Here is a 22973-nt window from a genome sequence, read left to right as displayed (position 1 = left end):
GCTTAAATTTGACACTGCTTAATATAGTGATTCATTAAACAGGTTCAGTATGCTGCCAGAACGTTTTAGTCGTAATGGGCGTCCGTTAGTTTTCAACTAACTGAACGACGACCAGCCTGCCGCCTTCCTCCTTTGACAGAACAAACTGAGCGTTATTCGTCAGTTCAATTTTTTCCCCAATGGCAATCTGTCGTTTATCCGGTAATGACATAAGCCCATTTATGCCTTCATTTACTAACCACCACTGATCGTTATGGAAAACAAAATACCCAACTCGTTTCCTTTGTGCATCGGTTGTGCGCTCATTTGGCGCAATGAGGCGATTCACATGCCACGCATAGATTGACTGCCCGCTCCACACCATCAACCGGTGGTCGTCAGGACGATAACTGCCTTCCTTTCGGGATGAATATAAATTTAGAACCGGTAATTTACCCTTGTATGGCGTACCGCAGTAGGGACAAACCGGCTTTGTCTTACCTGAGAAAACGTACCATTTCTGTTCACACGCCTTGTTCTGGCAGGGCTGTATCAGATCGACTGTTTTAACCAGGGCACTTTCCCACTCATCGGCGGTCGGGCGTTTATTGGCATCGTGTAAGCCATCAATAAAGGCGCGTTCAAACAAAGGCGTCAAATAAGGGCCCATGATGGTGTAAGGAATTTTCTCCGGGTCAGCCCAGGGCAGTGAAAAGGAGGATAGCTGACTGACTTTGACTGCATTGCTTTTGTCTGTCGGATGTTCAATGAAGAGTGCCTTCTCACCCATAGATAAGGTCTCATCACGTACTTCATCCGACATGTCATGTATTTTTCCGCCACGTAGCGGATGACGGAAGAACAGATACATGTAGATAAGCACCGACAGCGCATGACGGTCAGTAGAAATGCTTGGCAATACGCGGTTCGGATCCTCTTTGGAAAGATGGCTGGTTTTCACCACTTCCGGAGCGATAAAATCCGGGGTGCCCACGACGTCGGGAGGATACTTTCCAGGGACAACCAGGCCGTCTACGTCAATGATGCAGGCATGTCCCATTTCTGGATCGATAAGCACGTTTTTATAGCTTAGATCGCTGTGACAGAGACCTGCCGCATGCATCCTTCTGACGGCTCTTGTTAGCAGCAGACAGACCTTGAGATAGGTAAGCGTATTGCCTCGTTCACGTGGGTCGAGAAATTTATTCTGGTTGCTGGCGCTGGCAAACCATTTGCCTTCCTTTTCACGGCCTTTTATGCCAAGAAAATCATCGTTTTTAGAGCCGTATTTAAAGAAAAAGTAGCTTTTGTAGGTTGGAACCACGATGCCGATTTTATCCCCATGCTCAACAACGTGGGTCGGCCAGCAAAACAGGTCCTTCCAGTATTCACCTCCGGACTGGCCAAAAATGTTTTGCCTGTAGCGTCCGGTGATCATATCAATCCGATCCCGGGCCTGCTCGTTCTGCGGTTTATGATAAAAAGCGACGACGTATGATTTATCAGGCGAGAAGTAAACATCCTTCATCGAGCCCGAACCAATTACCTCGTCAACATACTGGACTGTTTCGCCGTCCTTTGTTTTGCACGTAACAATATTTGCCATATTGATCACCGAAGAAGCGTATCCCTTACCACAACACCGCAATAGTGCGGTCATCGTGGTTCCCTGTGGAGAAAAAGTTAAGCCAGTCGCCTAACCTCTCAGGCGCAATACTGGCGTCTGTAAGGACAGGGATGAGCTCATCAAGGAGACGGGTCCATTTTTCGTCACTGCGAAGCCCGTTATCTGTCTCAAACAGAGGGTCTGATACGCCATCTGTCATGAGGATCAAGTGAGATACATCATTCCATTTACCCACGCTGATGCGGCCGCTAAACGAGGGGTCTGCGATAATGCTCTGGTCAAGAAAGCGGGTTTGTCCTGCGTATTCTCCGCTATCGGGATTTCCCAGTATCCTGACTTTACCGGAAGGGCTGTATGCACCTATCGCACCATCACCAAGCCAGAATGCAGCCGCAAACAGCTCGTTATCAGTTCGTAGCGCTACAGTTGCCAGTAGGGTTGTTGAATAGGATTTCACAGGTTGTTCTGCACAAATGGCTTCGTTCTGGATACTGTTGACCGCGAGCGTAGCTGCCTGTTTAAAATGATGAAGCATGGCGTTTATGGTTGCCTGCTGATCGCTCCCTTCCCACGCCGTGATGTGCTGCTTTAGATGGACGCCTTTCAAACCACTGAGCTGATTGAAAAGGTAATCGCCAGCCGTTTGGACTGCAATCCGGGAGCCTTCCCGGGAATTTACCGCACTACCGGCCCCGTCTGCGACCAGCATGACAGACCATCCTGTTTCCTGGCAGTGGTTGATATAGAAGTCGTCATCTCTGAAGCTCCCGGCATGCTCATGAGATCGTCCCCGGCGACTGGCGGCAGCAATACGTATGTCACCCCTGACCAGGCCAGCAGCGTCCAGATGGGACTTAGGGTAGGAAGCGTCTGCTGGTGGCTCTACCACCTTCCACAGGCTTCTCGGATCGGGATTGACTATAAAAAGCTGTTTTGTTTCGCATTCGTCGTGCGAAGCGCATGACCAGAGTACTGAAAGCTCTATATCGCCGCTTTCGGTGGGTGTACCTGTCAGCAACTTATGCTCTTTGTCAAAGGTCAGGCCAATGTTCCTGGGAAAGACAACGTCCCTGACAGTAGCCTGCTGGCCCTCATCCAGAACTATAGCAACCGGCGAAGAGAAACGTTCGCCTGCGCGGGCGTTGGGAATAACTATTTTAGCTCTCGGGGGAACGGCAGGTGGCACAGCTAATCCGGCCCGCTGCTGGCCTGTCGGTATCTGCCCGGGTTTTAATACCAGGGAAGACAGGTTTTCGTCTTCCCTCTGTGCTGGTTTATCAAATTCGTAATAAGGCATCAGCTTCCAGAACGGAGGATGAGGTTCATTTTCTGGCAGGGGTTGCAGTAATGGTGTATCGGTAGCGTCAATGCCCGGGTTATCAGCATCACTTACGACCGTTTGTTGCTGATCGGAAAGGCTGGATGCTGACGAGGGGGCGATCTCTGCGTCGTTATAACCTTCGCTAACCCGCGCAGATAAACCCTGTGCAAGGCTCTCAATCCGCTCTTTAAGCCGCATAATCTCTTCAGTAAGGGAAGGGTCGTGCGATAGAAGAAAAAGCCGCTCACCTTCTACAGGGTGGCCCAGCTCAGACAGCACTAAGCGGATAATCTTCTCTTCAAGTAAAACATTTTGCGACATCAACCTCTCCCTCTGTTTACGTCGAAGTTAGTGTTTCCGCCATCATTGCTGAATGACAGACCTGTTTCACACCACGGGCAGATCACGTCATCCGGGCCGTCAATGCACAGCAATTTTCCGCATGAGCACAGGGCAAACGCACTGGCATTACCGCAGTGAGGGCAACCCGGTACGCCATGCAGTTCGCTGGTGTTTACCTGCAAACCGGTAGCGGTGGCATCTGACCATGCAAAATAGTCTTCATCGATGGGATAGCATCCGGCAATATTAAAGCTGTTCAGGTTCAGGCTGAAATCGAGCCCGGAAATCCTTGCTGGTGGCCGTTCATACTTCATCAGATACGGACGACGGGTCTTGCTGCAACGGCCGGTAAGCGTAACGCAGTTTTCGTCGTACGCTTTTACTGGCTCGTCCTTGGCCAGCCGGACTATGTATTCAGTCTGGCTGAGCTCAGGTTGTTTGTCGTCTCCGACGCTGCGGCTGTGCGCCGTAACCGAGGCTGTGATCCATTTGATGAAGCGGGTAAAGTCCCCTTCCTGAGACTCGGTGAACAGCATGACATTCTCTGTCAGTTGCCGCAGGGTATTCAGGTCCGCTGACGGCCCCAGGCCAACGGCAATGAGATTCACTTTACTCGCGTAGTGATCCTTCCAGCGCTTCACTTCTGCGGTTGTGTCGTCAGTCGGACGTCCGTCGGTAAGGAGATACACGACGGGTTTCCAGTCGCCTTTAGCCTCATGAGTGGTTTTTCTGACCTGGGTATCAATTTGTACGGTCAGCTCACGCAATGCGGCCCCAAGGCTCGTACCGCCGCCAACGGGAAGGCGGGGAGGGTAGAACGAGGCAATTTCGTGAAGAGGTACAATCGTACGGGCTACACCGGCAAATGCGATTACCGAAACCCAGGCTGTTTCAAGTGCGTGTGGATCCTTTCTTAAATCTCCGATGATCATTTGCAGACCATCAGTCATTTTTTTCAGGTTTTCACCAATCATGGACTCTGAACAGTCCAGGACAAAAAACACGGGAAGGCGTCTCATAATTTTCCTCGTACGGCTGGTACGGCCAGCAGAAAACGTTGCTGTACAGAAAGGTGCTGCCCGGAAAGCAGCACCTTTCTGTCTGTCAGAGCACCAGCTGGATTTCTGGTGGAGGAGGGGGAAGGGTATCAGTTCCGTTATTGATCCCCGCGCTTGTGCTGCCGGAAGACACGCTGGCCGATACCCATTTAAAGAAACCTGCAAACGCGGTTGAATCTAGCGTCTCCAGAGACACAACCTTATCGGTAAGCTGTTTTAAGTGCTCATGGCCTGCTTTAGGACCAACGGCGCAGGCAATGATGGATCCGAATCCCCGGCCGCGAATCGCTTTTACCGCTTCACCGTACGCCAGGGCATCAGAAGGGGTTCCATCAGTCATCAGGAATACCAGAGGACGCCAGTCTCCTTTTGTATCACCATCTGAGCGACGTACATCCCGTTCAACACACTGCATCAGACATTCAAGGGCAGCACCGGTGAACGTCCCGCCTGCGCTTGGCACAACGATGTCAGAAAACTGGAAGTCTTCCAGCGGCGTGAGAGGAATGAACTCACGCGCCTCATTGTCATAGGTGATAATGGAGATATGAACGCTTTCGAGGGCGTAGGGATCCTGGCGAAGAGCGCTAAGCATCGCCTGAATTCCAACGTTAACGGAATGGATGGACTCACCGCGCATCGAGCCGGATGTGTCGATAACAAGGTAAACAGGCAGGCGGCGCATCACATGTAATTCCTCAGGTGCGAGACAAACGAATCTGATTCTGAAGGCTCACCAATTGCCCTGAGTTTCCAGCCTGTAGCCTCGCGTATCAGCTCGGCAAAAACCATGGAGCGCTGGCTGGCGAAGGCGGGTCCGCCAGAAAGATCGAATCGTGCCATTTCAATATTACGGGCATCTACTGCCCGGATGAAGGCATTCTGAACTTTACCAAAGTGCTGCTGGAGCTTTTCACCATTGTAGATCTGAACGATGAACACAATTTTCTCGTACTGAGCGTCAAGGGAATTCAGGCGCACAATAATTTGCTCATCGTCACCATCACCGGCTCCGGTTCGGTTATCGCCCGTCAGCCAGATATTTCCTGACTTATGGCGAAGGCTGTTGAAAAAGATGATATCGCCATTCACAAGCGTTGGTTTACCATTTTCCACATTGCCGAGATCGGTCACCTTTCCGGCTGAATTACACAGGAAAGCGATCACATCAAGGTCGTATTCTTCTTCTTTTTTACCAAAGATCCCGCCGAGGAAACCTTTCTTTTCCTCATTAATATCCCAACCCAGGCCGATAGTAACGGACGAGAGATCGTATTCATTTTTTTTCAGGCTTACGCCCTGGCCTTTGCTCAGACTGACAGACATGACATCCCCTTAATTAATAAAATTATAAGACCACGTTTACTTCTGGCGGCGGCGGTGGCAGGTCTTCAAGACCGATCACTTCTTTTTTGCTGGACTCCACTTTCTGACTGCCTACCGAAATGCTCGCACTGACCCATTTAAAGAAAGCTTTAATCGTCGAACTGTCAGCTGTATCGAGCTGAACCACGATTTCAGTGATTTCTTTGAGGACGCTGGTATCGGCATCATGCCCGGCTGCACATGCCACAACAACGCCGGTTCTGGCCGCTTTAAAGTCATTCAGGCCTTTACGCCAGTCATCATTCGGACTTCCATCCGTCATCAGGAATACAAGGGGACGCCAGTCACCTTTAGTGTCAGCCGTCGTTTTCTGTACTTCTTTGGCAATGGAGCTGGCCGTCAGGGTAAGCGCTTCGCCAAGAGAGGTGGTGCCGCTGGCTGTTAGTGCTGGCATCTGGAAACTCAGGAGGTCTGTCAGGGGGACTGCCTGTCGGGCTGAAGAATCAAAGGTGATCACTGACACGTAAGCCGTTTCGAGTGCATACGGATCCTGTTTCAGCGTGGTAAGCAGCGTCTGAACGCCATTCTTAACCGCTTCGATAGGCTCTCCGTGCATAGAGCCGGACGTGTCGAGTAGCAGATATACGGGTAAGCGTCTCAAATGTAATTCCTTCTTAAGAGATCGGAAGAGGAGAGTAGTTTCAGGAAGAGGCCAGAGTTTGTAGATTTGATAAAACGGCACGACATCTGTCGGGTGGAGATTAAATACTCAGAAGCGGCATTAAAGAAATAAGTTAACCACCATTGAATTACCGACATGTGAATGGCCTCTTATCAGAGAAAAAAATTCAGACCGTACTGGAATATAAATTTCTGAAAAAAACTCCGGCAAAAATAAACTTTCTTATGTATGAAAATCATCATACATCACAGATCTGCATGAATGGAGTGTAAATCGCCCAAAGATTGATGTGTAGCACAAGAGGATGTCAAGACACCAGGTTTTGTAGGCAGAAAGGCGCTGCTGACATTGCGGGAGGAGAATAGATCAAAACTCCGTCACGCAGATACAGAGGTGAAATATGACAAAACCGGGGTTTTCACCCCGGTCTGAGATTTAGCGTCAGGACTTTTTAGCGCTGTATTCTTTTATCAGTTCATCAACGGAGTGCAGAGCCAGCTTCTCTACCGCTTCACTTCGGGTCGAGCCACTCAGCGCAGCCAGACGGTCAATTTTTCTTAAAATCCGCATGCGTAGCGATAATGACACGGCTGTTTTTTTATCCTTATCGAGTACGACCTTCCCTGTGGACTCACCGGTTTTCAGTTCAGCATTCTGTGCGAGCGCTTCATTCATCCGGCGAAGGGTCTTTTTATCCAGCTGGCCCGGATTAACGAGATGGTAGGAATGACCTGCCTTGCTGTATTTGATCTCCGCAGAATATGACTCGCGTAGCTCTTTGAGTGCCCGGGTTAATGTCGGCTCTGAGCATTCCAGACTGGTTATAATGTCGGCAGCGGAAACGGGCTTGCCGGTGCCCAGTAAGTTGGCAAGCTTAAAAATCCGGGCCTGTCTGGTATTTAATTGCATCGTAAGATTTAGCCTGCTTAAAGGGTTAGTGGTTCAATAGGCTGAAAAATGAAGGTACTGCTCATCTTTCGAATAACCGGGTGATCGCCTAACGCTTCAACCGGATCAATGTGTTCTAAGCCTGCAAAATTTACTGACGACATCTGGCTGCGACTGCATTTGCAGGACAGGATATACTCATCCTCCAGATAGCCGGTCCGCTTACTGACCCGTTGCGTAAAGCCTGACACAATCACGTTGTCGAACGGTAGCGTATGTAAAACGATACCGACCAGGCGGAACAAGCAGCCATGGACGTGGCGGGCATAGTTTTCGCGTACGGCTTTTTGCGTCATGGCTTTTTCCGTCAGCTCCGTGCCCCGGGCATTAACGCCGTAAATCTTATCAGGGAAATCTTCAATCTCAGCTAAATCAACATCCAGCAGGACTGCTGATAGCTCCGGCTTTACTTCAAATGCAACAAGCGTTTCACGCGGCCATTCAGTTTCTGCCAGCACACCCGCCAGGTATGATTCGAAAAACGCGGCGTCTGTCCGGAACTGCTGCCGGGCATCTGCCTGAGCCGTGGCGAGCCGTTTTTCATGTTCTTCAGCCTCAAACTTCCAGTTTGCATACTGTTCGGCCCAGGCCGTCCGTTGTTGCTGGTACCGGTGCTGTCGAAGGGTATTCTCACGCTCCACATCAATCAGCTCCTGCTGCCACCGGCGAAGATTTTCGGCGTGGCGCTCAGCTTTAGCTGATTCCGATTCAAACCATTTACCCAGAAAACTAATGCCTTCGCTCTCGGCAGGCTTTTCCGGCAATGCAAGATAGTCTGGCTTTTCTGGACGCACCGGTGCCGGAACCTGAAAAGGCGACGTTCTGTTATGCAGGTATACTGCTTCCAGCTCTGCCCAGCTGATGCCTGTTTTAGGATCCGGCGTCAGCTCGTGAATATTACGGATTGCGGTCACCGCTGACATGAGATCAGCGGCTTCCTCCTCAAGCGCCTGTCTGAGCCCCGGGTCGGTAGCCGTCCGGTTCCCACCTCCGGAACGCGCGGCCCGATCAAGCCGGGTACGGTAACTCAGCCCGGTACCGGGCAAGCCCAGATTGGCATAGGTCCCCCGGCTTCCAAAAGAAACGGAAGCACCTCTCGGCCCGACACTCAGGCTCGGTGCACCGTTACTCAGGTTGAGGCGAACACCAGGAATAATGTTGATCGACTTTCTGAATCTGAACCCCATTATGATTTCCTTAATGATGCTGGGTCACGGTAAGTAATCTGATTCCATCAGCGCTTTGCTCGTTCTGTAACCCATAAAAACGAGCTCTGTCCAGAATGCCAGCCGCCCAGCGGCGATGTGTGGCGGGTTCACACATTGCTCCCTGCGACTTAAACACGGCCTGGGTAGAGTTCAGGATCCGCAGAGCGTCAGAATGCTCACCCTGAGTGACCATCAGCGCGTTTTGAATGACCTCTATCTGACCCGGGTGAATGGCCGTTTTCCCAACAAGCCCATGTGCCATATCAAGAGCCAGCTCTCTGGCCATTACGGCATGATCGTCAATATGCTCACATACGGGCGCGGTCAGGGCAAAATCACGCGGGCCGAAGACCGAAACGAGCATTTTGATGACGTAGCCCATCGGGCTGTCATACAGCGTCAGGTCCCGGGGACGGCGAAGCGACACAACGTTCATAAGATCGTTGCCGCCGATTCGAAGCGCAATAATGCGGTCGTGGCAGGGATGTTCCACCAGACGGGTGGCCAGCTCCCGCATCTGAACCACGTCAAAGACGTCTTCTGTTTCCAGCGTTGGCATCATGCACAGGTGAGTCCCGCCCATGATATCCCACCATTCAGCTAACGAACTGAGGGTAAATTTCGGCAACACAAACCCGTCGACAGCGGAAAGATCATAATGCGCTTTTAACCATCTGCCCATTTCGGCATGCCGGGGGCGAATGAACACCAGAGGCCAGTCATTTTTACCCAGGCTATGCATGCTGTTACTGAGCTCGTGCAGCAGGTGCTCCAGATTTTTGAGGGCGACGGGGATGTCTGCTTCACTGACAGCATCCTCCAGGCAAATCACCAGAGAGCGCAAACCCGGGATTTTCCCGTGCAGGACGGCATCAGCAATATCTTCCCGTGTTGCAGGCATGTATAGCGTGGCTCCCAGATTCCAGGGAGAAAGACGATTTTTCATCAAAGTACCTTCTTGATAATGGTTACAGCCCGATACTGGCCGAGGGTTCCCCCCATTTCTGTAACAACTATTCCCTTTTCACGAGCAAGCCCTACAAGCAAGGCAACGTCCGAGTCGTCAATAGAACGCACAAATACATGGTCCGGTACCCGACGTAATACAGCCCGGGTTGCTTCAGCAATACCGGGTTTTATACGATTGACGCTGTCCACTTTAAATTCATCGGCCAGGAACGCGATAACGTCGCGACTTGTCTGCCATAAGACCCGGGCTGACTCCGTATTCCAGCTCAGGGGAGCGAGGGATGACGGGGTTAACTTCTTACGGAAATGAGCGACGGTATCGACAAGCATCCGGCTGCATTCGAATTCACTGAGATGCTCGCAAACCATGCACCCGTGTAATCCTTCAGAGGACCACACTGACCGGGAGATCAGGCCTGACACCGGCGCACCCATGATGCCAAAAGGAATGAGCCAGTCATCATCACTGGCTGCAAGCCAGGAGCAGCCACAGGGATCGGCCAGGACAACCAGTCGCGGCTGCTCAGGATAGCCCGGGCGATCTTTCAGTGCGCGTACAAGCTCTCCGGTAATTGCGCCTTTACCTGTCCATCCGTCAACAAAGACAATACCGCTGGTACCATGCCGCTCTTCAATGACGTCGAGGGCTGCACCGTCAATTCCACGATCCCGGATAATGCTGATACCGTAATGCCATGAGGTTTTCCCCATGTCACGCAGGGCCTGGTGCAGCATAACGCCGAGCGGCACGCCAGCCCTGACAAGACTGGCCAGTACAATGGGCTCATCACCAAAGCGTTTGGCCAGAGCAATAGCGAGCTGTGTGACTTCTTTTGCAAGTCTCTCTGCGCCCCGATCCAGCGCCCGGTGAAACAAATCAAGATGCCATTGTGTTGGCGCTGGCTCCTGACTGAGCATGTCCGAATAATGTTTCTTCCCTGACTGAATCAGCTCTTCTTTTTGCTCAACCGGCGTCATCTCAATGACAACCGGCTTTAGCAGAAATTCCACGTCACCGGGCTGGTATGAGCCGGTAAATGTGTCATGTGGCTGCATTTTAATTTTCTCCAAAAATTCGCTGTGAAATGGCATCTGCAAACTGACTCTGACGCGGGATGCCAAACCAGCTGCACAGTTTCATAAAACGATGATCGCTCAGGCTGTCGCCCAGGCCAATTACGGGGAAGACTCCGCGTTCAGCCCGAAGTTTTTCAAGCAGCCATCTGACTGCCAGCCCTTTCTCAACCGGGGTGGGAAGCCAGGCCACGTTATTACTGTTGCGGTGGATGTAGAAGCCCTCGGTCGGAAACACCGTTTCTATCTCATCTGCAATGGCATTAAGCTCGTCAAGGCGGGTGCTGTCGCGGTGCTTCATCACCATATAAACCGCCGTTTCACCGTATTCGAAGTTCAGCCTTGCCCAGGCATTGATCCCTTTTGCGTCCATCATTTCAGTGATCAGACGCTGCATCGATGTCAGCTTTTCCTGGTAGGGAGCCAGCTGGCCAAGCATATGGGCCTTCCACTCCTCGTCGGGTTTGCCTTCAGGCGTGAGAATGACGGCCCCGTGCGTGGTGATTGCCCAGGAGTGGAAAGGGATCCGGACGCGGCTGATTTCTTCAGTTCCCCGGGCGGTAACAGGTATGAGTTCAGCCTGCTCCAGGAGCCAGTCCACCAACATGGACTGTTCTTCCGTCATAAAGCTTCGTGGATTCAGGGTGCGATCAACGGCACCGGTACGGAATGGCTCCAGGGCCAGCTCGTCCACCATTTTACGACGGGTCTGAAAGAGCGTGTCGTCAAGGTCGCTCAGAACAACGGGTTTATTCATAGGTAACAATCTCCACGACGGGCGCAACCTCAGCCAGGGCTTTAAGAAGCTGCGTGTCAATACTTTCTGCGGGTGTCTCAGTACACACAAGAATACGGTCAAACTGCTGGTGGGCGACGTTATAGACAAAATTGGGGATGCCCAGCCCGTAGTTATCCGTAAAGGAAATGGCGGACTCAATGGCATAACCAACGGCGATAGGGGAGCGGGTGGTCGAACCATAAAGTGCCTGTGCTCCGGCAGCTTCGAGCCGTTCAGCAAGCAGGAACGGCTCCCAGACGAATTCCCCGGTCCCGAGAACCAGAATACGTTCCCCCTTGCGGACGGAGACCTCATGGCCGAGATCGGCCGCAGGTGCGAGCATCCCCAGTCGACCCCAGGACTGTTTTCCCAGGATGTCCCATTCTCCGCGTGAAGTTACGTTGACTTTCGGCATGTCCGGGACAGGTGCATCAGGTAATGGGGTCCATCCCCACTGACCGCTTACAAGCGAAACCGAAGTGACGGGCAAGGATGTGCGCTCCGACAGGGCGTTGCTACTCCAGTCGGTAAGCGTAACGGCGATAACCTGTTCAATATGTTGAAGCTTGCCGGTATTACGCAGGGCAGAAAGCAGGTTAATAAAGGTATTACCGGTGGTTGCCTCGTCATCAATCAAAACCAGCGTTCGTGCGTTGGTAACACGACGTCTTTTCTCTTCATCATCTGGCAGATAGATCAGATGATCGGTGGCGTGGCTGTGTTCTTCCTTGAACTCGCAAAGTAACGTGCCATCAACCGGGTGACGGGTAGAGGTCAGATAGACAGATTCACGATGCTGGTGGCGCACTTCATCAAACACACCGGCCCCTAGCCCAACGGCGGTTTCAGCCATACCGATAAAAAGTACGGGCCCTGTCAGCGTTGCGGGGAACTGGCTGGCAAGCTGTCTGTAGGCCTGCCGCATGACTGAGGGTGGCACGGGAATGTGCCTGCCGAGTACTTTGCTGACAAACAGAAAGGCGCGTTTCGGGTTACGTCTTTCAGCGATATCAAACAGGTCATCGAGCGAAACATCACCCTGGTCGCGGGTTACCTGTATCGTACCGCATGAGAGGGTACGGCGATAAATCATATCTTCGAGGGTATCAGACATAAACACGCCTTAATTCAGATGGTTAGAGAGTGATTCCGGGTAAACGATGACATCTGTGATGGATCTCACTGCAACCGGAGAAAAGGTATTTCTGGCGCTCTGGATCACCGCATCTTCAGACATCAGACCGAGCTTAAAGGCAGCAAACAACCCGGGAAGGTTCACCCCGCTGTGAAGGGTATAACCCACCCCGCCTGACGGACGCATGTTGGTTTCAAGCAGCACCGGGTTGCCATTCACATCGTTTCGCGTCTGAACATTCACCAGCCCGTCGGCCTTCATAACCCGGGCGCAGTCACAAGCCAGTTCCCAGGCGCTTCCTTCGTTTACCAGATACTGGATAGCCCCTTCCTTACGGCGTCCCACGGCTGCGAGTATTTCGCCCTTATCCGCGAGGATATCGACGGAAAATTCCGGGCCTGGCAGGTACGGCATCAAAACAAGGGGTTTAAACGACTCAGAAGCCGATGCTGCTGCAATATACTGTTGCGGACTGACCAGACGATGTTCGGGATGATTAAAGACGGCCATGGGCGAAGCACTGTCATCAAAGCGCCAGAATCCCATGCCATAGATACCCGTCACCGGCTTCACGCATACCGGGCTGTCCGAGAACGGCGGGGCCGCGAGGTGCGTCTTTAATTCTGCCAGCGTATTCACCCGCCAGGACGGTACGACCGGGAGCCCGTTTTGCTCCATAAACTGAGCAAAAGTAACTTTTTCGTCAGCCAGAGTTAACCAGTCGACGCCTGTTGCACCGGTAGTAAGGGTGGCTCCGGTCGATTCAATGGCTGAACGGTGTTCTTCAAACCACTGGCTGTTACGGCCAGTATGAATATGGTGGATGCCGTAGGTCTGAATGGTTTCCTGAATAAACTGAAGACGTTTTTGAGGATCTTCAGGTTCAGTCAAAGAATAATCGGCAACGGAAAGAATTTCATGTCTTTCGTTACGGTGGGAGGCAAATACGGTAATAGCAAAATTATTTTTTTGTGCAAATGATTTTACCCCCTGAATAATATCTCGCTGGGAGGACAAACCTTCCATAAACCAAATTTTCTTGTTCATTTTTTTTAATTATCCGGAACGCCATGCAAATTTATGATTGAGAAGTGAGTCTATGAGTGTCTACGCTACATGTCAATCATAATATGATTAATAACTTCAGTGGTTATGGAGTGCGTCAGTGTTTTTTTTAGTGCCTTATAACGTATTGATATTTAAATTAAAAATAGAAAAATGAACACCATGAAAAGGATTTATTTTTGTGTTTTTGAAGAAAACTACCAAAATTTCCCTTGTCAGAGAACTTCATCATGATATGATTTTCTTCGTCAGTTACTAAATATACCTTTGATTGTCTCGGTCATTACCATTTTAAGGAATAAAACATGGTTTCATTAAGTAAGAACCAGACGGTATCACTCAGCAAAGAATCTTCAGCATTAAGCCAGCTTCAATTCGGTCTCGGTTGGGATCCGGTTAAGAAAAAAGGTCTTCTTGGAGGATTGTTTGGAGGCAACGACTCAATCGATCTCGATGCTGGCTGCGTATTAATGGACAGCACCGGTAAAACAATTGACACCATCTGGTTCCGCAAACTGGAATCCACCTGCGGCGCTGTTGTGCACAGTGGCGATAACCTGACCGGTGAGGGTGACGGTGACGATGAGGTGATTAAGGTCAACCTCTCCCGACTGCCTGCAAACGTTGAATACCTGGCGTTTACGGTAAACAGCTTCCGTGGTCAGTCGTTCAATGACGTCGAAAACGCGTTCTGCCGCGTTGTCGATCAAACCGGCAAAGAGCTGGCTCGCTACAAGCTGACTGAGCAGGGCTCACATACCGGGATCGTTATTTCTTCGCTGCGCCGTAATAACGGCAACTGGGACTTTACCGCCCTTGGCCATGCCTGTCGCGGCCGCACAATTGACGATATGCACTCCGATATCGTTTCAGCGGTTATTCGCTAATGAACCTGACGCCGGGGGGCAATGCCCCCGTTCCAGCCCAGGAGTTGCGGGTCCGGATCACCTCGGGCGGCCAGGTGGATGCTTCGGCGTTTCGCCTGTATGCCGACGGGAAGGTGCAGGGTGATGCGGACATGGTGTTTTATGGTCAGCCACGTAACGATGATGGTACCGTCAGCCTGGTCAGTGAAGGCCAGTACTCAACCTTTACTGTCGCGCTCAACCGGCTGAAACCTGATGTCCAGAAAATTGCGTTCACCGTGACCTGTGACGGTGGGCAGACGGTGTCCGGTCTTCGTAATCTTTCCATCGACGTGGAGCAAGGGGCTACCGGCCTGGTTAGCGGCAGTGTCGAACTGAGCGGCCGTCAGGAAGCAGCCTTAATTCTGGGTGAATTTTACCGTCGTAATAATGACTGGAAATTCCGCTTCGTTGCGCAGGGGTTCAACGGTGGACTTAAACCGCTGGCAGAGCATTTCGGCGTAAATATTGCCGACGAACCGGCTCCCGCAGCCCCGACTCCTCCGGTTGTAACCCCTCCGCCAGTTGAGACAAAAATCAGCCTGAGCAAGGTATCGCTGACAAAAGAGAAGCCTGCAATCAGCCTGACCAAACGGGATAACTTCGGTGAAATCCGGATCAACCTGAACTGGCACCGGGGCAGCGGCAAATCAGGCTTTGCAGGCATGTTCGGCTCCAAAGGAATCGACCTGGATCTGGGGGCCTTTGTTGAGCTTCAGGACGGGTATAAATCGGTCATTCAGGCGCTCGGTAATGCATTCGGTAATTATCGCGATGAACCGTATGTTCAGCTCAAGGGCGATGACCGGACGGGTGATGTATCAGACGGCGAGTGGCTGCATATCAATGGACGTGAATGGAAGCATATCCGCGAAGTGCTGATTTACGCCTTTATTTATGAAGGTGTTCCCAGCTGGGACAAGACTGATGGTGTGGTCACCATTCATGTGCCGGATCAACCGCCCATTGAGACCCGCCTGACCGAAGGTGAAAACCGTCGCACATTGTGCGCCATTGCCAGACTCGTAAACGAAAACGGCGCAATTAAAGTCGAGCGAATTAACCAGTACTTCAAAGGCCAGGACGAAATGGACCGGGCATTTGGCTGGGGATTTCGCTGGAGCGCCGGTTCTAAATAACACAGCAACAAAGGAAACAGGTATGAGCTTTTTCGACAAGGTAAAAGGTGCCATTAACTCTGGCCGGGACGAACTGACCCGCCAGGTTGGTCGTTTCAAAAACAAAAAATTTATGCACGGCACCGTTGCTGTATGTGCCCGTATTGCCGTATCGAGTGACGGCGTGAGTTCGGAAGAAAAGCAGAAAATGATGGGCTTTCTTCGCTCTTCAGAAGAGCTGAAGGTCTTCGATACCAATGAGGTGATCGAGTTCTTCAATAAACTGGTTTCAAGCTTCGATTTCGATGTTGAAATCGGCAAGGGCGAAACCATGAAATACATCCTGGCGCTGAAAGATCAGCCTGAGGCCGCTCAGCTGGCCTTACGTGTTGGTATTGCCGTTGCGAAAAGTGACGGTAACTTCGATCAGGACGAGAAACTGGCCTCCCGCGAGATCGCTATCGCGTTGGGCTTCGACCCGGCTGAATTTGGCCTCTGATCCACATCCCTAAGGGTAAAATATGGTTTCCACACACATCGGCTTCCCGACTGAAACGGTCATTGTTTTCATTGCGCTTTCAGTCGGTGCCATCTTTATTGACCTGTTTATGCACCGTGATGACAAGCCCATTTCCCTGAAGAGTGCGGCGCTCTGGTCCGTATTCTGGGTTGTGGTTGCGATGGCATTTGCCGGTTTCCTCTACATCCACCACGGTGCTGAGGTTGCCAGCCTGTTTGTAACGGGTTATGCGCTGGAGAAAGTGCTGTCGGTCGACAACCTGTTTGTCATGATGGCCATCTTCTCCTGGTTCGCCGTTCCTGATCGTTACCGCCACCGTGTTCTCTACTGGGGGATCATTGGTGCCATCGTCTTCAGGGGCATCTTTGTCGCCATCGGTACGAGCCTGCTGAGTCTGGGGCCGTATGTTGAAGTTGTCTTCGCTATCATCGTCGCCTGGACGGCGGTCATGATGCTTAAAAGCGGTGATGACGATGATGAAATTGAGGATTATTCCCAGCATCTGGCTTACCGCATGGTTAAACGCTTCTTCCCTATCTGGCCGAAGCTCAGAGGTCATGCTTTCCTGCTTAACCAGAAGGAAGTGGATGCCGAACTGGCGAAACCAGAAAACAGCGATGTCACCATTGGCCGTGGTAAAAAGGCGGCGCTGTATGCGACCCCTCTGTTCCTGTGTGTGGCCGTGGTTGAACTCTCGGATGTTATGTTTGCGTTTGACTCGGTACCGGCAATCATTGCCGTCAGTCGTGAACCGCTTATCGTCTATAGTGCCATGATGTTTGCTATCCTGGGCCTGCGTACTCTGTACTTTGTCCTTGAAGCACTGAAACAGTACCTGGTTCATCTGGAGAAGGCCGTTATCGTGCTGCTGTTCTTCATCGCGGCAAAACTGGGCCTGAATGCGACCGATCACATTTGGCATCATGGTTACAGCATCGCGGCGACAACCAGCCTGTATGTTGTACTGGGTGTTTTGGCGCTGGGCATTCTCGCAAGCGTCATGTTCCCGGGCAAACCTGAATCTGAGGAAAAGGGGAGCTGATCCCCTGAAGTGTTAACCTGAACAATTACTAATCGAAGAGGTTATTTTATGAGTGTTTCTCTTTCCAAAGGCGGGAACGTCTCCCTGAGTAAAGCAGCTCCGTCAATGAAAAACGTCCTGGTGGGCCTTGGCTGGGATGCGCGTTCAACAGACGGTCAGGACTTTGACCTGGATGCTTCAGCATTCCTGCTGGCCGCAAATGGCAAAGTGCGCGGCGATTCAGATTTCATCTTCTATAACAACCTGACGTCATCTGACGGTTCCGTAACCCATACCGGTGATAACCGTACCGGTGAAGGTGATGGTGATGATGAATCGCTGAAAATTAAACTGGACGCCGTCCCGTCTGATGTTGACAAGATCATCTTCGTTGTCACTATCCATGATGCTCAGGCTCGTCGCCAGAGCTTTGGTCAGGTATCCGGTGCGTTTATTCGCCTGGTCAATGACGATAACCAGACTGAAGTCGCTCGCTACGATCTGACCGAAGATGCGTCCACTGAGACTGCCATGCTGTTCGGCGAGCTGTATCGCCACAATGGTGAGTGGAAATTCCGCGCAGTGGGCCAGGGTTATGCTGGTGGTCTGGCATCTGTATGTGCTCAGTACGGCATTAACGCGTCCTGATCGAAAAGTAACTTTTCACCCGGGGCTGTTAATGCAGCCCTCATTCAACTGTTTGCAGGAGCTAAAAATGGCAGTTTCTCTCGTAAAAGGCGGCAACGTATCTCTGACCAAAGAAGCACCAACCATGAATATCGCTATGGTTGGCCTCGGCTGGGATGCCCGTGTAACTGACGGTCAGGCTTTTGACCTGGACGCTTCCGTGTTCGCAGTAGGCGAAGACGGTAAAGTGCTGTCAGATGCGCATTTCATTTTCTTCAATAACAAAACCAGCCCTGATGGCGCGGTAGAGCACCAGGGCGACAACCGTACCGGTGAAGGCGACGGTGACGATGAGCAGGTCAAAATCGATCTGACCAAAGTCTCAGCAGATATCAAAAAACTGGTGTTTGCCGTTACCATCTATGATGCAGAAGCGCGTAAACAAAACTTCGGCATGGTGAGCAACAGCTTCATGCGCGTTTACAACAACGACAACGGCACGGAAATTGCCCGTTTCGATCTGTCTGAAGATGCCTCAACCGAAACCGCTATGGTCTTCGGTGAACTGTATCGTCATGGCGCTGAGTGGAAGTTTAAAGCTGTCGGTCAGGGCTTTGCCGGTGGCCTGGCGGCTCTTGCCTCCCAGCACGGCGTTAACATCTAAAACAACGCTGAATCATACCCCGGCAATGCCGGGGTTTTTTTTGGTTGCGATCCGCTTTCAGGAGGGAGTAGTAGAAAGGGGACTGGAAATTTCAGAAAGCAGGTCATGTTAATTCAGACCTGAGCCTTTTAAAGGCAGGAAACGGATTTATCTCTGGTTGCTGGTTAAAGCCGGTATTCCGTGCCTTTTATCAACAGAATGCCCCTCTGATATATGTTACTTTTGCGGTTTATGAAGGAACGGGATCTGGAACATAAGATACCCGGTCAATCAAAATTCCAGTTCAACAGGTATAGAAACTTCAGCGTGATGAAATATGGTGTCACACCATATATACGCCTCACCAGAAATCCAGCGTCCTGAACTAAGCCTGGGGAACATATATAAGCGCTGCGCTTTAAAAATAATCAAAAATCAGGAGAGTTAATGTGAATCTACAATCCGGACAAAACATACCGCTTCAGCAATCTGCGATCAGGCTGAATCTTCAGTACCCTGCCAAATCCGGCTTTAAAGGCGAACCCGATACCTGCCTCTTCCTGCTTAATGCTCAGGGAAAGGTAACCGGCGATTCTGACTTTATCTTTTATAATAATCTGTCTTCTCCTGAAGGGGCAGTAAAGCTCGTTACCGGTTCTCAGCAGTCCAGCATTGAGATAGCACTGGATCGTGTTCCGGCGAACGTCAGTAAGATTGCGATCACCGTTGTCATTGATGGTGAAGATACTATCAGTGGGCTCAGTTTATTGAGCATTCAGGCTCCTGGTATCGCTGATTTTCAGGCTGAGACTCAGGGCCGCAGTGAGAAAGCAATCATCCTGGGTGAAGTATATCGGCACAATGGCGCCTGGAAGCTTCGTGCGCTCGGGCAGGGTTTCAACGGTGGTCTTGAGCCTCTGGCCATTAGCTTTGGCGTTGATGTCGCACAGCCAGCTCCGCAGCCAGCAAAGCCCGCTCGTATCAGTCTGGAAAAGAAACTTGAAACCAGATCTCCGCGCCTCGTAAGCCTCGCTAAAAAAGCCTCGGTCAGTCTCACTAAAAATAAACTGGACACCCTTGAGGCAGCGGTTGCATTTGTACTTGACGCATCCGGCTCAATGAGTGGCCAGTTCAGTAAGGGCAACGTTCAGTCTGTGCTGGACCGCATCGCCGTTCTTGCCGCCCAGTTCGACGACGACGGTGAAATGGATGTCTGGGGATTTGGAGAGAAGCACAAGAAGTATCCAAACGTCACACTGGACAACCTGGACACATATATTCAGTCCATTCGCGGGTCTGGAAAGCGTTCAGCCTGGGAGAACCTGCCGGGACTTGGTGGGACAAACAATGAGCCCCCTGTGATGGAAGAAATTGTCGACTACTTTAAGGACTCGAAAATCCCGGTATATGTTGTATTTATTACCGATGGCGGGATCAGCAAGACCCGGGCGATTAAAGATGCAATCCGGCGTTCTGCCAACTACCCCATCTTCTGGAAGTTTGTCGGCCTGGGTGGTTCAAGCTACGGTATCCTCAAAAATCTGGATGACTTTACTGACCGCCGGGTTGATAACACCCACTTCTTTGCCATGGATGATTTCGGTTCGATCAGCGATGAAAAGTTATATGATAATTTACTGGAAGAATTCAGACCGTGGATCGATGAAACAAAAAGGTTAGGCATCCTGTAATACGCACAGTTTTCGCATGGTTAAAGGAGCTCTACAGCAGCTTAATACTGTAGAGCCTTTGTTCACTGGAAATCGTACAGGGAGGAGCATATGGACCGCATCAAGTACCTGAAATGGATAGCTGAAGAATCACCAACTGATGATGAAATCGACAACTACGATAGTATCATTAGTCGGGGCGCAGAAAGGGCCGAGAAGGTTCAGTTGTCTTTAAGCCGATTAAACTTGTTCACCCTTCTTAAAAAACACCCACGCAAGCCCTGCCGACATCGCCCACGCAAGCATCATCGACACCACCGTATGGCTCAAAAAATGATCGCCAATAATCATCTTATAGCAGCCCATCGCCCAGCCCAATGCCATCACCACGATGATGATCGCACCACGACGGCGGCGCAAACTTGGCGCAAACGCAAAGGCAAACAGCGCAAATCCGCTACTGGCATGCGCCGCAGGAAAGCACTTATCAGGAATGGTGTTACGCATACTATCAAGCATCGGCAAATACGGCAGCGTACCATCAAAAATCGTCAAATGCACAGGGCAGACCACATGAGTATATGCCTTCAATGACGCGACAACTGTCGGCACTAGGATCAAAGTCAGCACCAGATACGCAAGCTCACGCACGCGAAATTTTGTCACTGGGACAAGCCACTTGGCAGTGATAGCATTGCCCTTTTTCTCATGATAAGCACGGCAAATGGTCGCAACCAGCAAGTAGATCAGCATCGCCATCAGCAGCTTTTTTAGTCCAGAATACAGTAGCAAATCTGGCAAAAAAGCTTGCTTGGCAACCATCCAATGCCCCATACCCAGATAAAACCAATCAGCGACCATCAGATCAATCTGACTGTGCTCAAGGGTCAGCGTGGCAACGATCGCCATGACAAGAGCGATACTCATCTCAGCAAGTAGGCGTTTATTTGATAAATACGGCATAACAAACCCCACCCCACCGCCCATAATACGAATGGAGTGTGCGGTGGGTTTGGAAAAAATACAGGGAGAAATCAGCGGATGAATGCGGTGCGGTCTTTGACTTTGTCCGCGGTGACATCAAACAGCTTTAATAATGTCGGCGTGATCGCGTCATGGGTCAGGACGGTATCGGTTGCCATTGGCGTGATGCCAGTTTGCTTATCCGTCCAGAAAAATGCAGGCACACTGCGCTGTTCTTTTGGTGCAAAGGCATTTGGCATACCATGTAGATAGACACCGTTCTCACCCAGACTTTCGCCATGATCGCTGACATACAGCATTGAGACATCATAGGCATTGCTGTGCGTCTGCAGCCACTGGATACTTTGAGCGATGAAATCATCGGTGGCAAGCAAGGCATTGTCATAAGCATTGATCAAGGACTGATGTTCGCACTTGGCAAGCTCATTACCTTCACACACTGGCGTGAATTTGGCAAACTTTTCATCATATCGCTTAAAATACGCAGGCCCGTGATTGCCCATTTGGTGCAGCATGATCAGCATATCTTTGCCGTTATTGGCAGCGACAAAGTCATCTAAGCCAACGAGCATACCGACATCGCGGCATTCGTTATAAGGATTGGTGTTGCAGATGGCGTTGTTGGTCGCGGATTTATAATCGGCAAATTGCGCTTTTGGCAGCTTATCCATCACGCCTTTTGAGTCCGAATTATTATCACGCCACAAGATACTTACGCCCAAGCGATCCAGCGTATCCAGCACATTTTCTTGGTATTTGGCGGTATCGACATCATACTCATCCGCGCCCAGATAGCTGAACATACACGGCACAGAATACGCCGTCGATGTGCCGCACGATGTGACATTGCTAAAATTGGTCACGCCATCGATCTTGGCAAGCTGTGGGAAAGTATCGCGCTCATAGCCATTGAAGCTGACATGATCGGCGCGTGCCGTCTCACCGACGACGAACACCACTAGGCGTGGCTTACGCATATCAGGCTTGGTTGCTTGTACCGCGTCTTTGGCGTGATAAATGGTATCTTTTGGCGCACTGGCTTTTTTATACTCAATACTGGCAAGCTTACCCACCGAGTAGATTGGCATGATCGGATTGACATAGCTACGCAGCGGCTTATGCACGCGAAAGAAACTGGCATAATGACTGCTGAACGCCACCACAGGCAGTAAAATCAGCGCAAGACTTGCCACGATCAAGCCCAATCGGCGCATCAAACCCTTGCCCCAAGTCGGATAATCCACCTTAACAAAAGCCACAAGCAAACTTGGTAGCACACCCAAACCAATGATACGCATGATAAACGCTGCGTTTAATAGATCCTTGGTCTCGGCTTGGTCGGTCTGTAGGGCATTTTGGAGCATGGTCGTATCATAGACCGTGCCATAAGTGTCAGTAAAATAACTGGTCACCGCGCCCATGATTAATAGCAAAATCAACACAGGCTTTAGCACATAGCGATACGATGATAACAGCGTGGTGATCAGTAGCATCGCGCCAAAGAGCACGACAGCGATCGTCAGCACAAAGCCGAGATTGTCCGCGATGGGATAGGTTTGGCTGATTTTATCAAAAAAGGTAAGATTGGCGGTCGCGGTCAAGAAAACGGCAACACTCGCCACAAGAACAAACGGACTGACCGAGCGTCGGTACCACACAGAAGTATGCTGCATCATGAGAAACTACTCAAAAAATAAACGGTGGGATAATTGCGGCAATTATACTGCAATTTTTTAAGAAATCCAGTACAATTTATCTGATATAAAAAATTATGCGATACAGAAATATTTCAGAAATTTTATTAGGCAATCATTGCGCAATCCCATACTGAATATACACTTGAGAGTATTTATAATTTGTATCTTGAATTGTCAAACCAAGTGCAACGATTTTTTGAAGTAAACTTCATAAGGTGTTTTCCAACCTAAACATTTACGTGGTCGTAAATTCAGTTTATTGATCACCTGTTGAAT

22 protein-coding genes and 1 pseudogene are annotated in these 22973 nt (G+C 50.7%); 7 read left to right on the top strand and 16 right to left on the bottom strand.

What is annotated here, in order from left to right; genetic code table 11:
* Positions 1-85 precede the first annotated feature (85 nt).
* The 13 genes from ACJHX4_RS21490 to ACJHX4_RS21430 all read right to left on the bottom strand — a co-directional run bounded on the left by ACJHX4_RS21490 (position 86) and on the right by ACJHX4_RS21430 (position 13494).
* Positions 86-1585 (bottom strand): helix-hairpin-helix domain-containing protein, encoded by a 1500-nt coding sequence (locus tag ACJHX4_RS21490; RefSeq protein ID WP_001284313.1) that lies wholly within the window; start codon positions 1583-1585, stop codon positions 86-88.
* Positions 1586-1610: 25 nt separating this feature from the next.
* The gene (locus ACJHX4_RS21485) at positions 1611-3248 is read right to left on the bottom strand and encodes a PP2C family serine/threonine-protein phosphatase (protein WP_000081622.1); all 1638 of its coding nucleotides are present in this window, start codon (positions 3246-3248) and stop codon (positions 1611-1613) included.
* Entirely contained in the window at positions 3248-4288 is a 1041-nt protein-coding gene (locus tag ACJHX4_RS21480) for a TerY-C metal binding domain-containing protein (protein WP_001253653.1), read from the bottom strand. Before ACJHX4_RS21480 ends, ACJHX4_RS21485 begins: the two co-directional genes overlap by 1 nt.
* A gap of 85 nt (positions 4289-4373) precedes the next feature.
* Positions 4374-5012: a vWA domain-containing protein gene (locus ACJHX4_RS21475; RefSeq protein WP_001253658.1), complete on the bottom strand. Its 639-nt coding sequence runs from the start codon at positions 5010-5012 to the stop codon at positions 4374-4376.
* Positions 5012-5653, bottom strand: a complete 642-nt coding sequence (locus tag ACJHX4_RS21470) for a TerD family protein (protein WP_000116681.1) — start codon at positions 5651-5653, stop codon at positions 5012-5014. The genes ACJHX4_RS21475 and ACJHX4_RS21470 overlap by 1 nt, the downstream gene beginning before the upstream one ends.
* A 22-nt stretch (positions 5654-5675) precedes the next feature.
* Positions 5676-6314, bottom strand: a complete 639-nt coding sequence (locus ACJHX4_RS21465; RefSeq protein ID WP_001388628.1) for a vWA domain-containing protein — start codon at positions 6312-6314, stop codon at positions 5676-5678.
* Between the two features lie 462 nt (positions 6315-6776).
* Positions 6777-7244: a tellurium resistance protein TerW gene (gene terW / locus ACJHX4_RS21460; RefSeq protein WP_001176767.1), complete on the bottom strand. Its 468-nt coding sequence runs from the start codon at positions 7242-7244 to the stop codon at positions 6777-6779.
* A gap of 17 nt (positions 7245-7261) precedes the next feature.
* Positions 7262-8470: a DUF4236 domain-containing protein gene (locus tag ACJHX4_RS21455; protein WP_000506887.1), complete on the bottom strand. Its 1209-nt coding sequence runs from the start codon at positions 8468-8470 to the stop codon at positions 7262-7264.
* A gap of 10 nt (positions 8471-8480) precedes the next feature.
* Complete coding sequence (locus ACJHX4_RS21450; protein ID WP_000797366.1) at positions 8481-9437, bottom strand: HpcH/HpaI aldolase/citrate lyase family protein; 957 nt, start codon at positions 9435-9437, stop codon at positions 8481-8483.
* The gene (locus tag ACJHX4_RS21445; protein WP_042634304.1) at positions 9437-10516 is read right to left on the bottom strand and encodes a cysteine protease StiP family protein; all 1080 of its coding nucleotides are present in this window, start codon (positions 10514-10516) and stop codon (positions 9437-9439) included. Before ACJHX4_RS21445 ends, ACJHX4_RS21450 begins: the two co-directional genes overlap by 1 nt.
* Before the next feature lies 1 nt (position 10517).
* Entirely contained in the window at positions 10518-11291 is a 774-nt protein-coding gene (locus tag ACJHX4_RS21440) for a hypothetical protein (protein WP_001040059.1), read from the bottom strand.
* Positions 11284-12426: a phosphoribosyltransferase domain-containing protein gene (locus tag ACJHX4_RS21435; RefSeq protein ID WP_001285478.1), complete on the bottom strand. Its 1143-nt coding sequence runs from the start codon at positions 12424-12426 to the stop codon at positions 11284-11286. The genes ACJHX4_RS21440 and ACJHX4_RS21435 overlap by 8 nt, the downstream gene beginning before the upstream one ends.
* A gap of 9 nt (positions 12427-12435) precedes the next feature.
* Complete coding sequence (locus ACJHX4_RS21430) at positions 12436-13494, bottom strand: ATP-grasp domain-containing protein (protein WP_001035162.1); 1059 nt, start codon at positions 13492-13494, stop codon at positions 12436-12438.
* A gap of 323 nt (positions 13495-13817) precedes the next feature.
* Here ACJHX4_RS21430 and ACJHX4_RS21425 point away from each other — a divergent pair, with 323 nt between their 5' ends.
* The 7 genes from ACJHX4_RS21425 (at position 13818) to ACJHX4_RS21395 (ending at position 20037) form a co-directional block, all read left to right on the top strand.
* Complete coding sequence (locus ACJHX4_RS21425) at positions 13818-14399, top strand: TerD family protein (protein ID WP_042634303.1); 582 nt, start codon at positions 13818-13820, stop codon at positions 14397-14399.
* A complete protein-coding gene (locus ACJHX4_RS21420) occupies positions 14399-15556 on the top strand; it encodes a TerD family protein (protein ID WP_001054787.1) in 1158 nt (385 codons plus the stop codon). The genes ACJHX4_RS21425 and ACJHX4_RS21420 overlap by 1 nt, the downstream gene beginning before the upstream one ends.
* A gap of 22 nt (positions 15557-15578) precedes the next feature.
* A complete protein-coding gene (locus tag ACJHX4_RS21415) occupies positions 15579-16034 on the top strand; it encodes a tellurite resistance TerB family protein (RefSeq protein ID WP_000007448.1) in 456 nt (151 codons plus the stop codon).
* A 22-nt stretch (positions 16035-16056) separates the two neighbouring features.
* The gene (gene terC / locus ACJHX4_RS21410) at positions 16057-17097 is read left to right on the top strand and encodes a tellurium resistance membrane protein TerC (protein ID WP_000255079.1); all 1041 of its coding nucleotides are present in this window, start codon (positions 16057-16059) and stop codon (positions 17095-17097) included.
* Positions 17098-17145: 48 nt separating this feature from the next.
* The gene (terD, locus tag ACJHX4_RS21405) at positions 17146-17724 is read left to right on the top strand and encodes a tellurium resistance membrane protein TerD (RefSeq protein ID WP_000116677.1); all 579 of its coding nucleotides are present in this window, start codon (positions 17146-17148) and stop codon (positions 17722-17724) included.
* 67 nt (positions 17725-17791) lie between these two features.
* Positions 17792-18367: a TerD family protein gene (locus tag ACJHX4_RS21400; protein WP_000301242.1), complete on the top strand. Its 576-nt coding sequence runs from the start codon at positions 17792-17794 to the stop codon at positions 18365-18367.
* Positions 18368-18795: 428 nt separating this feature from the next.
* Positions 18796-20037 carry a vWA domain-containing protein gene (locus tag ACJHX4_RS21395; RefSeq protein ID WP_001053338.1) on the top strand — a complete coding sequence of 414 codons (1242 nt, stop codon included), beginning with the start codon at positions 18796-18798 and terminating at the stop codon, positions 20035-20037.
* 219 nt (positions 20038-20256) lie between these two features.
* Here the strand turns inward: ACJHX4_RS21395 and ACJHX4_RS21390 are convergent, their stop codons facing one another.
* From ACJHX4_RS21390 to ACJHX4_RS21380, 3 genes and pseudogenes are all read right to left on the bottom strand, one after another.
* A complete protein-coding gene (locus ACJHX4_RS21390) occupies positions 20257-20979 on the bottom strand; it encodes a PAP2 family protein (protein WP_039003037.1) in 723 nt (240 codons plus the stop codon).
* A gap of 71 nt (positions 20980-21050) precedes the next feature.
* Positions 21051-22676 (bottom strand): phosphoethanolamine--lipid A transferase MCR-1.1, encoded by a 1626-nt coding sequence (locus tag ACJHX4_RS21385; protein ID WP_049589868.1) that lies wholly within the window; start codon positions 22674-22676, stop codon positions 21051-21053.
* Between the two features lie 195 nt (positions 22677-22871).
* Positions 22872-22973 (bottom strand): annotated as a pseudogene (locus ACJHX4_RS21380) (IS30 family transposase); the annotation flags it as partial.

It is taken from the genome of Escherichia sp. WS2035 (assembly GCF_046487065.1).
Lineage (GTDB): Bacteria > Pseudomonadota > Gammaproteobacteria > Enterobacterales > Enterobacteriaceae > Escherichia > Escherichia coli.
The sequence above is the reverse complement of the archived record's forward strand: the minus strand, read 5'-3'. Positions and strand labels throughout refer to the sequence as shown.

Bases quoted from the DNA above. Each gene is read 5' to 3' on its own strand.
- ACJHX4_RS21490 (WP_001284313.1), bottom strand. From the start codon at position 1,585: ATGGCAAATATTGTTACGTGCAAAACAAAGGACGGCGAAACAGTCCAG.
- ACJHX4_RS21485 (WP_000081622.1), bottom strand. From the start codon at position 3,248: ATGTCGCAAAATGTTTTACTTGAAGAGAAGATTATCCGCTTAGTGCTG.
- ACJHX4_RS21480 (WP_001253653.1), bottom strand. From the start codon at position 4,288: ATGAGACGCCTTCCCGTGTTTTTTGTCCTGGACTGTTCAGAGTCCATG.
- ACJHX4_RS21475 (WP_001253658.1), bottom strand. From the start codon at position 5,012: ATGCGCCGCCTGCCTGTTTACCTTGTTATCGACACATCCGGCTCGATG.
- ACJHX4_RS21470 (WP_000116681.1), bottom strand. From the start codon at position 5,653: ATGTCTGTCAGTCTGAGCAAAGGCCAGGGCGTAAGCCTGAAAAAAAAT.
- terW (WP_001176767.1), bottom strand. From the start codon at position 7,244: ATGCAATTAAATACCAGACAGGCCCGGATTTTTAAGCTTGCCAACTTA.
- ACJHX4_RS21455 (WP_000506887.1), bottom strand. From the start codon at position 8,470: ATGGGGTTCAGATTCAGAAAGTCGATCAACATTATTCCTGGTGTTCGC.
- ACJHX4_RS21450 (WP_000797366.1), bottom strand. From the start codon at position 9,437: ATGAAAAATCGTCTTTCTCCCTGGAATCTGGGAGCCACGCTATACATG.
- ACJHX4_RS21445 (WP_042634304.1), bottom strand. From the start codon at position 10,516: ATGCAGCCACATGACACATTTACCGGCTCATACCAGCCCGGTGACGTG.
- ACJHX4_RS21440 (WP_001040059.1), bottom strand. From the start codon at position 11,291: ATGAATAAACCCGTTGTTCTGAGCGACCTTGACGACACGCTCTTTCAG.
- ACJHX4_RS21435 (WP_001285478.1), bottom strand. From the start codon at position 12,426: ATGTCTGATACCCTCGAAGATATGATTTATCGCCGTACCCTCTCATGC.
- ACJHX4_RS21430 (WP_001035162.1), bottom strand. From the start codon at position 13,494: ATGAACAAGAAAATTTGGTTTATGGAAGGTTTGTCCTCCCAGCGAGAT.
- ACJHX4_RS21425 (WP_042634303.1), top strand. From the start codon at position 13,818: ATGGTTTCATTAAGTAAGAACCAGACGGTATCACTCAGCAAAGAATCT.
- ACJHX4_RS21420 (WP_001054787.1), top strand. From the start codon at position 14,399: ATGAACCTGACGCCGGGGGGCAATGCCCCCGTTCCAGCCCAGGAGTTG.
- ACJHX4_RS21415 (WP_000007448.1), top strand. From the start codon at position 15,579: ATGAGCTTTTTCGACAAGGTAAAAGGTGCCATTAACTCTGGCCGGGAC.
- terC (WP_000255079.1), top strand. From the start codon at position 16,057: ATGGTTTCCACACACATCGGCTTCCCGACTGAAACGGTCATTGTTTTC.
- terD (WP_000116677.1), top strand. From the start codon at position 17,146: ATGAGTGTTTCTCTTTCCAAAGGCGGGAACGTCTCCCTGAGTAAAGCA.
- ACJHX4_RS21400 (WP_000301242.1), top strand. From the start codon at position 17,792: ATGGCAGTTTCTCTCGTAAAAGGCGGCAACGTATCTCTGACCAAAGAA.
- ACJHX4_RS21390 (WP_039003037.1), bottom strand. From the start codon at position 20,979: ATGCCGTATTTATCAAATAAACGCCTACTTGCTGAGATGAGTATCGCT.
- ACJHX4_RS21385 (WP_049589868.1), bottom strand. From the start codon at position 22,676: ATGATGCAGCATACTTCTGTGTGGTACCGACGCTCGGTCAGTCCGTTT.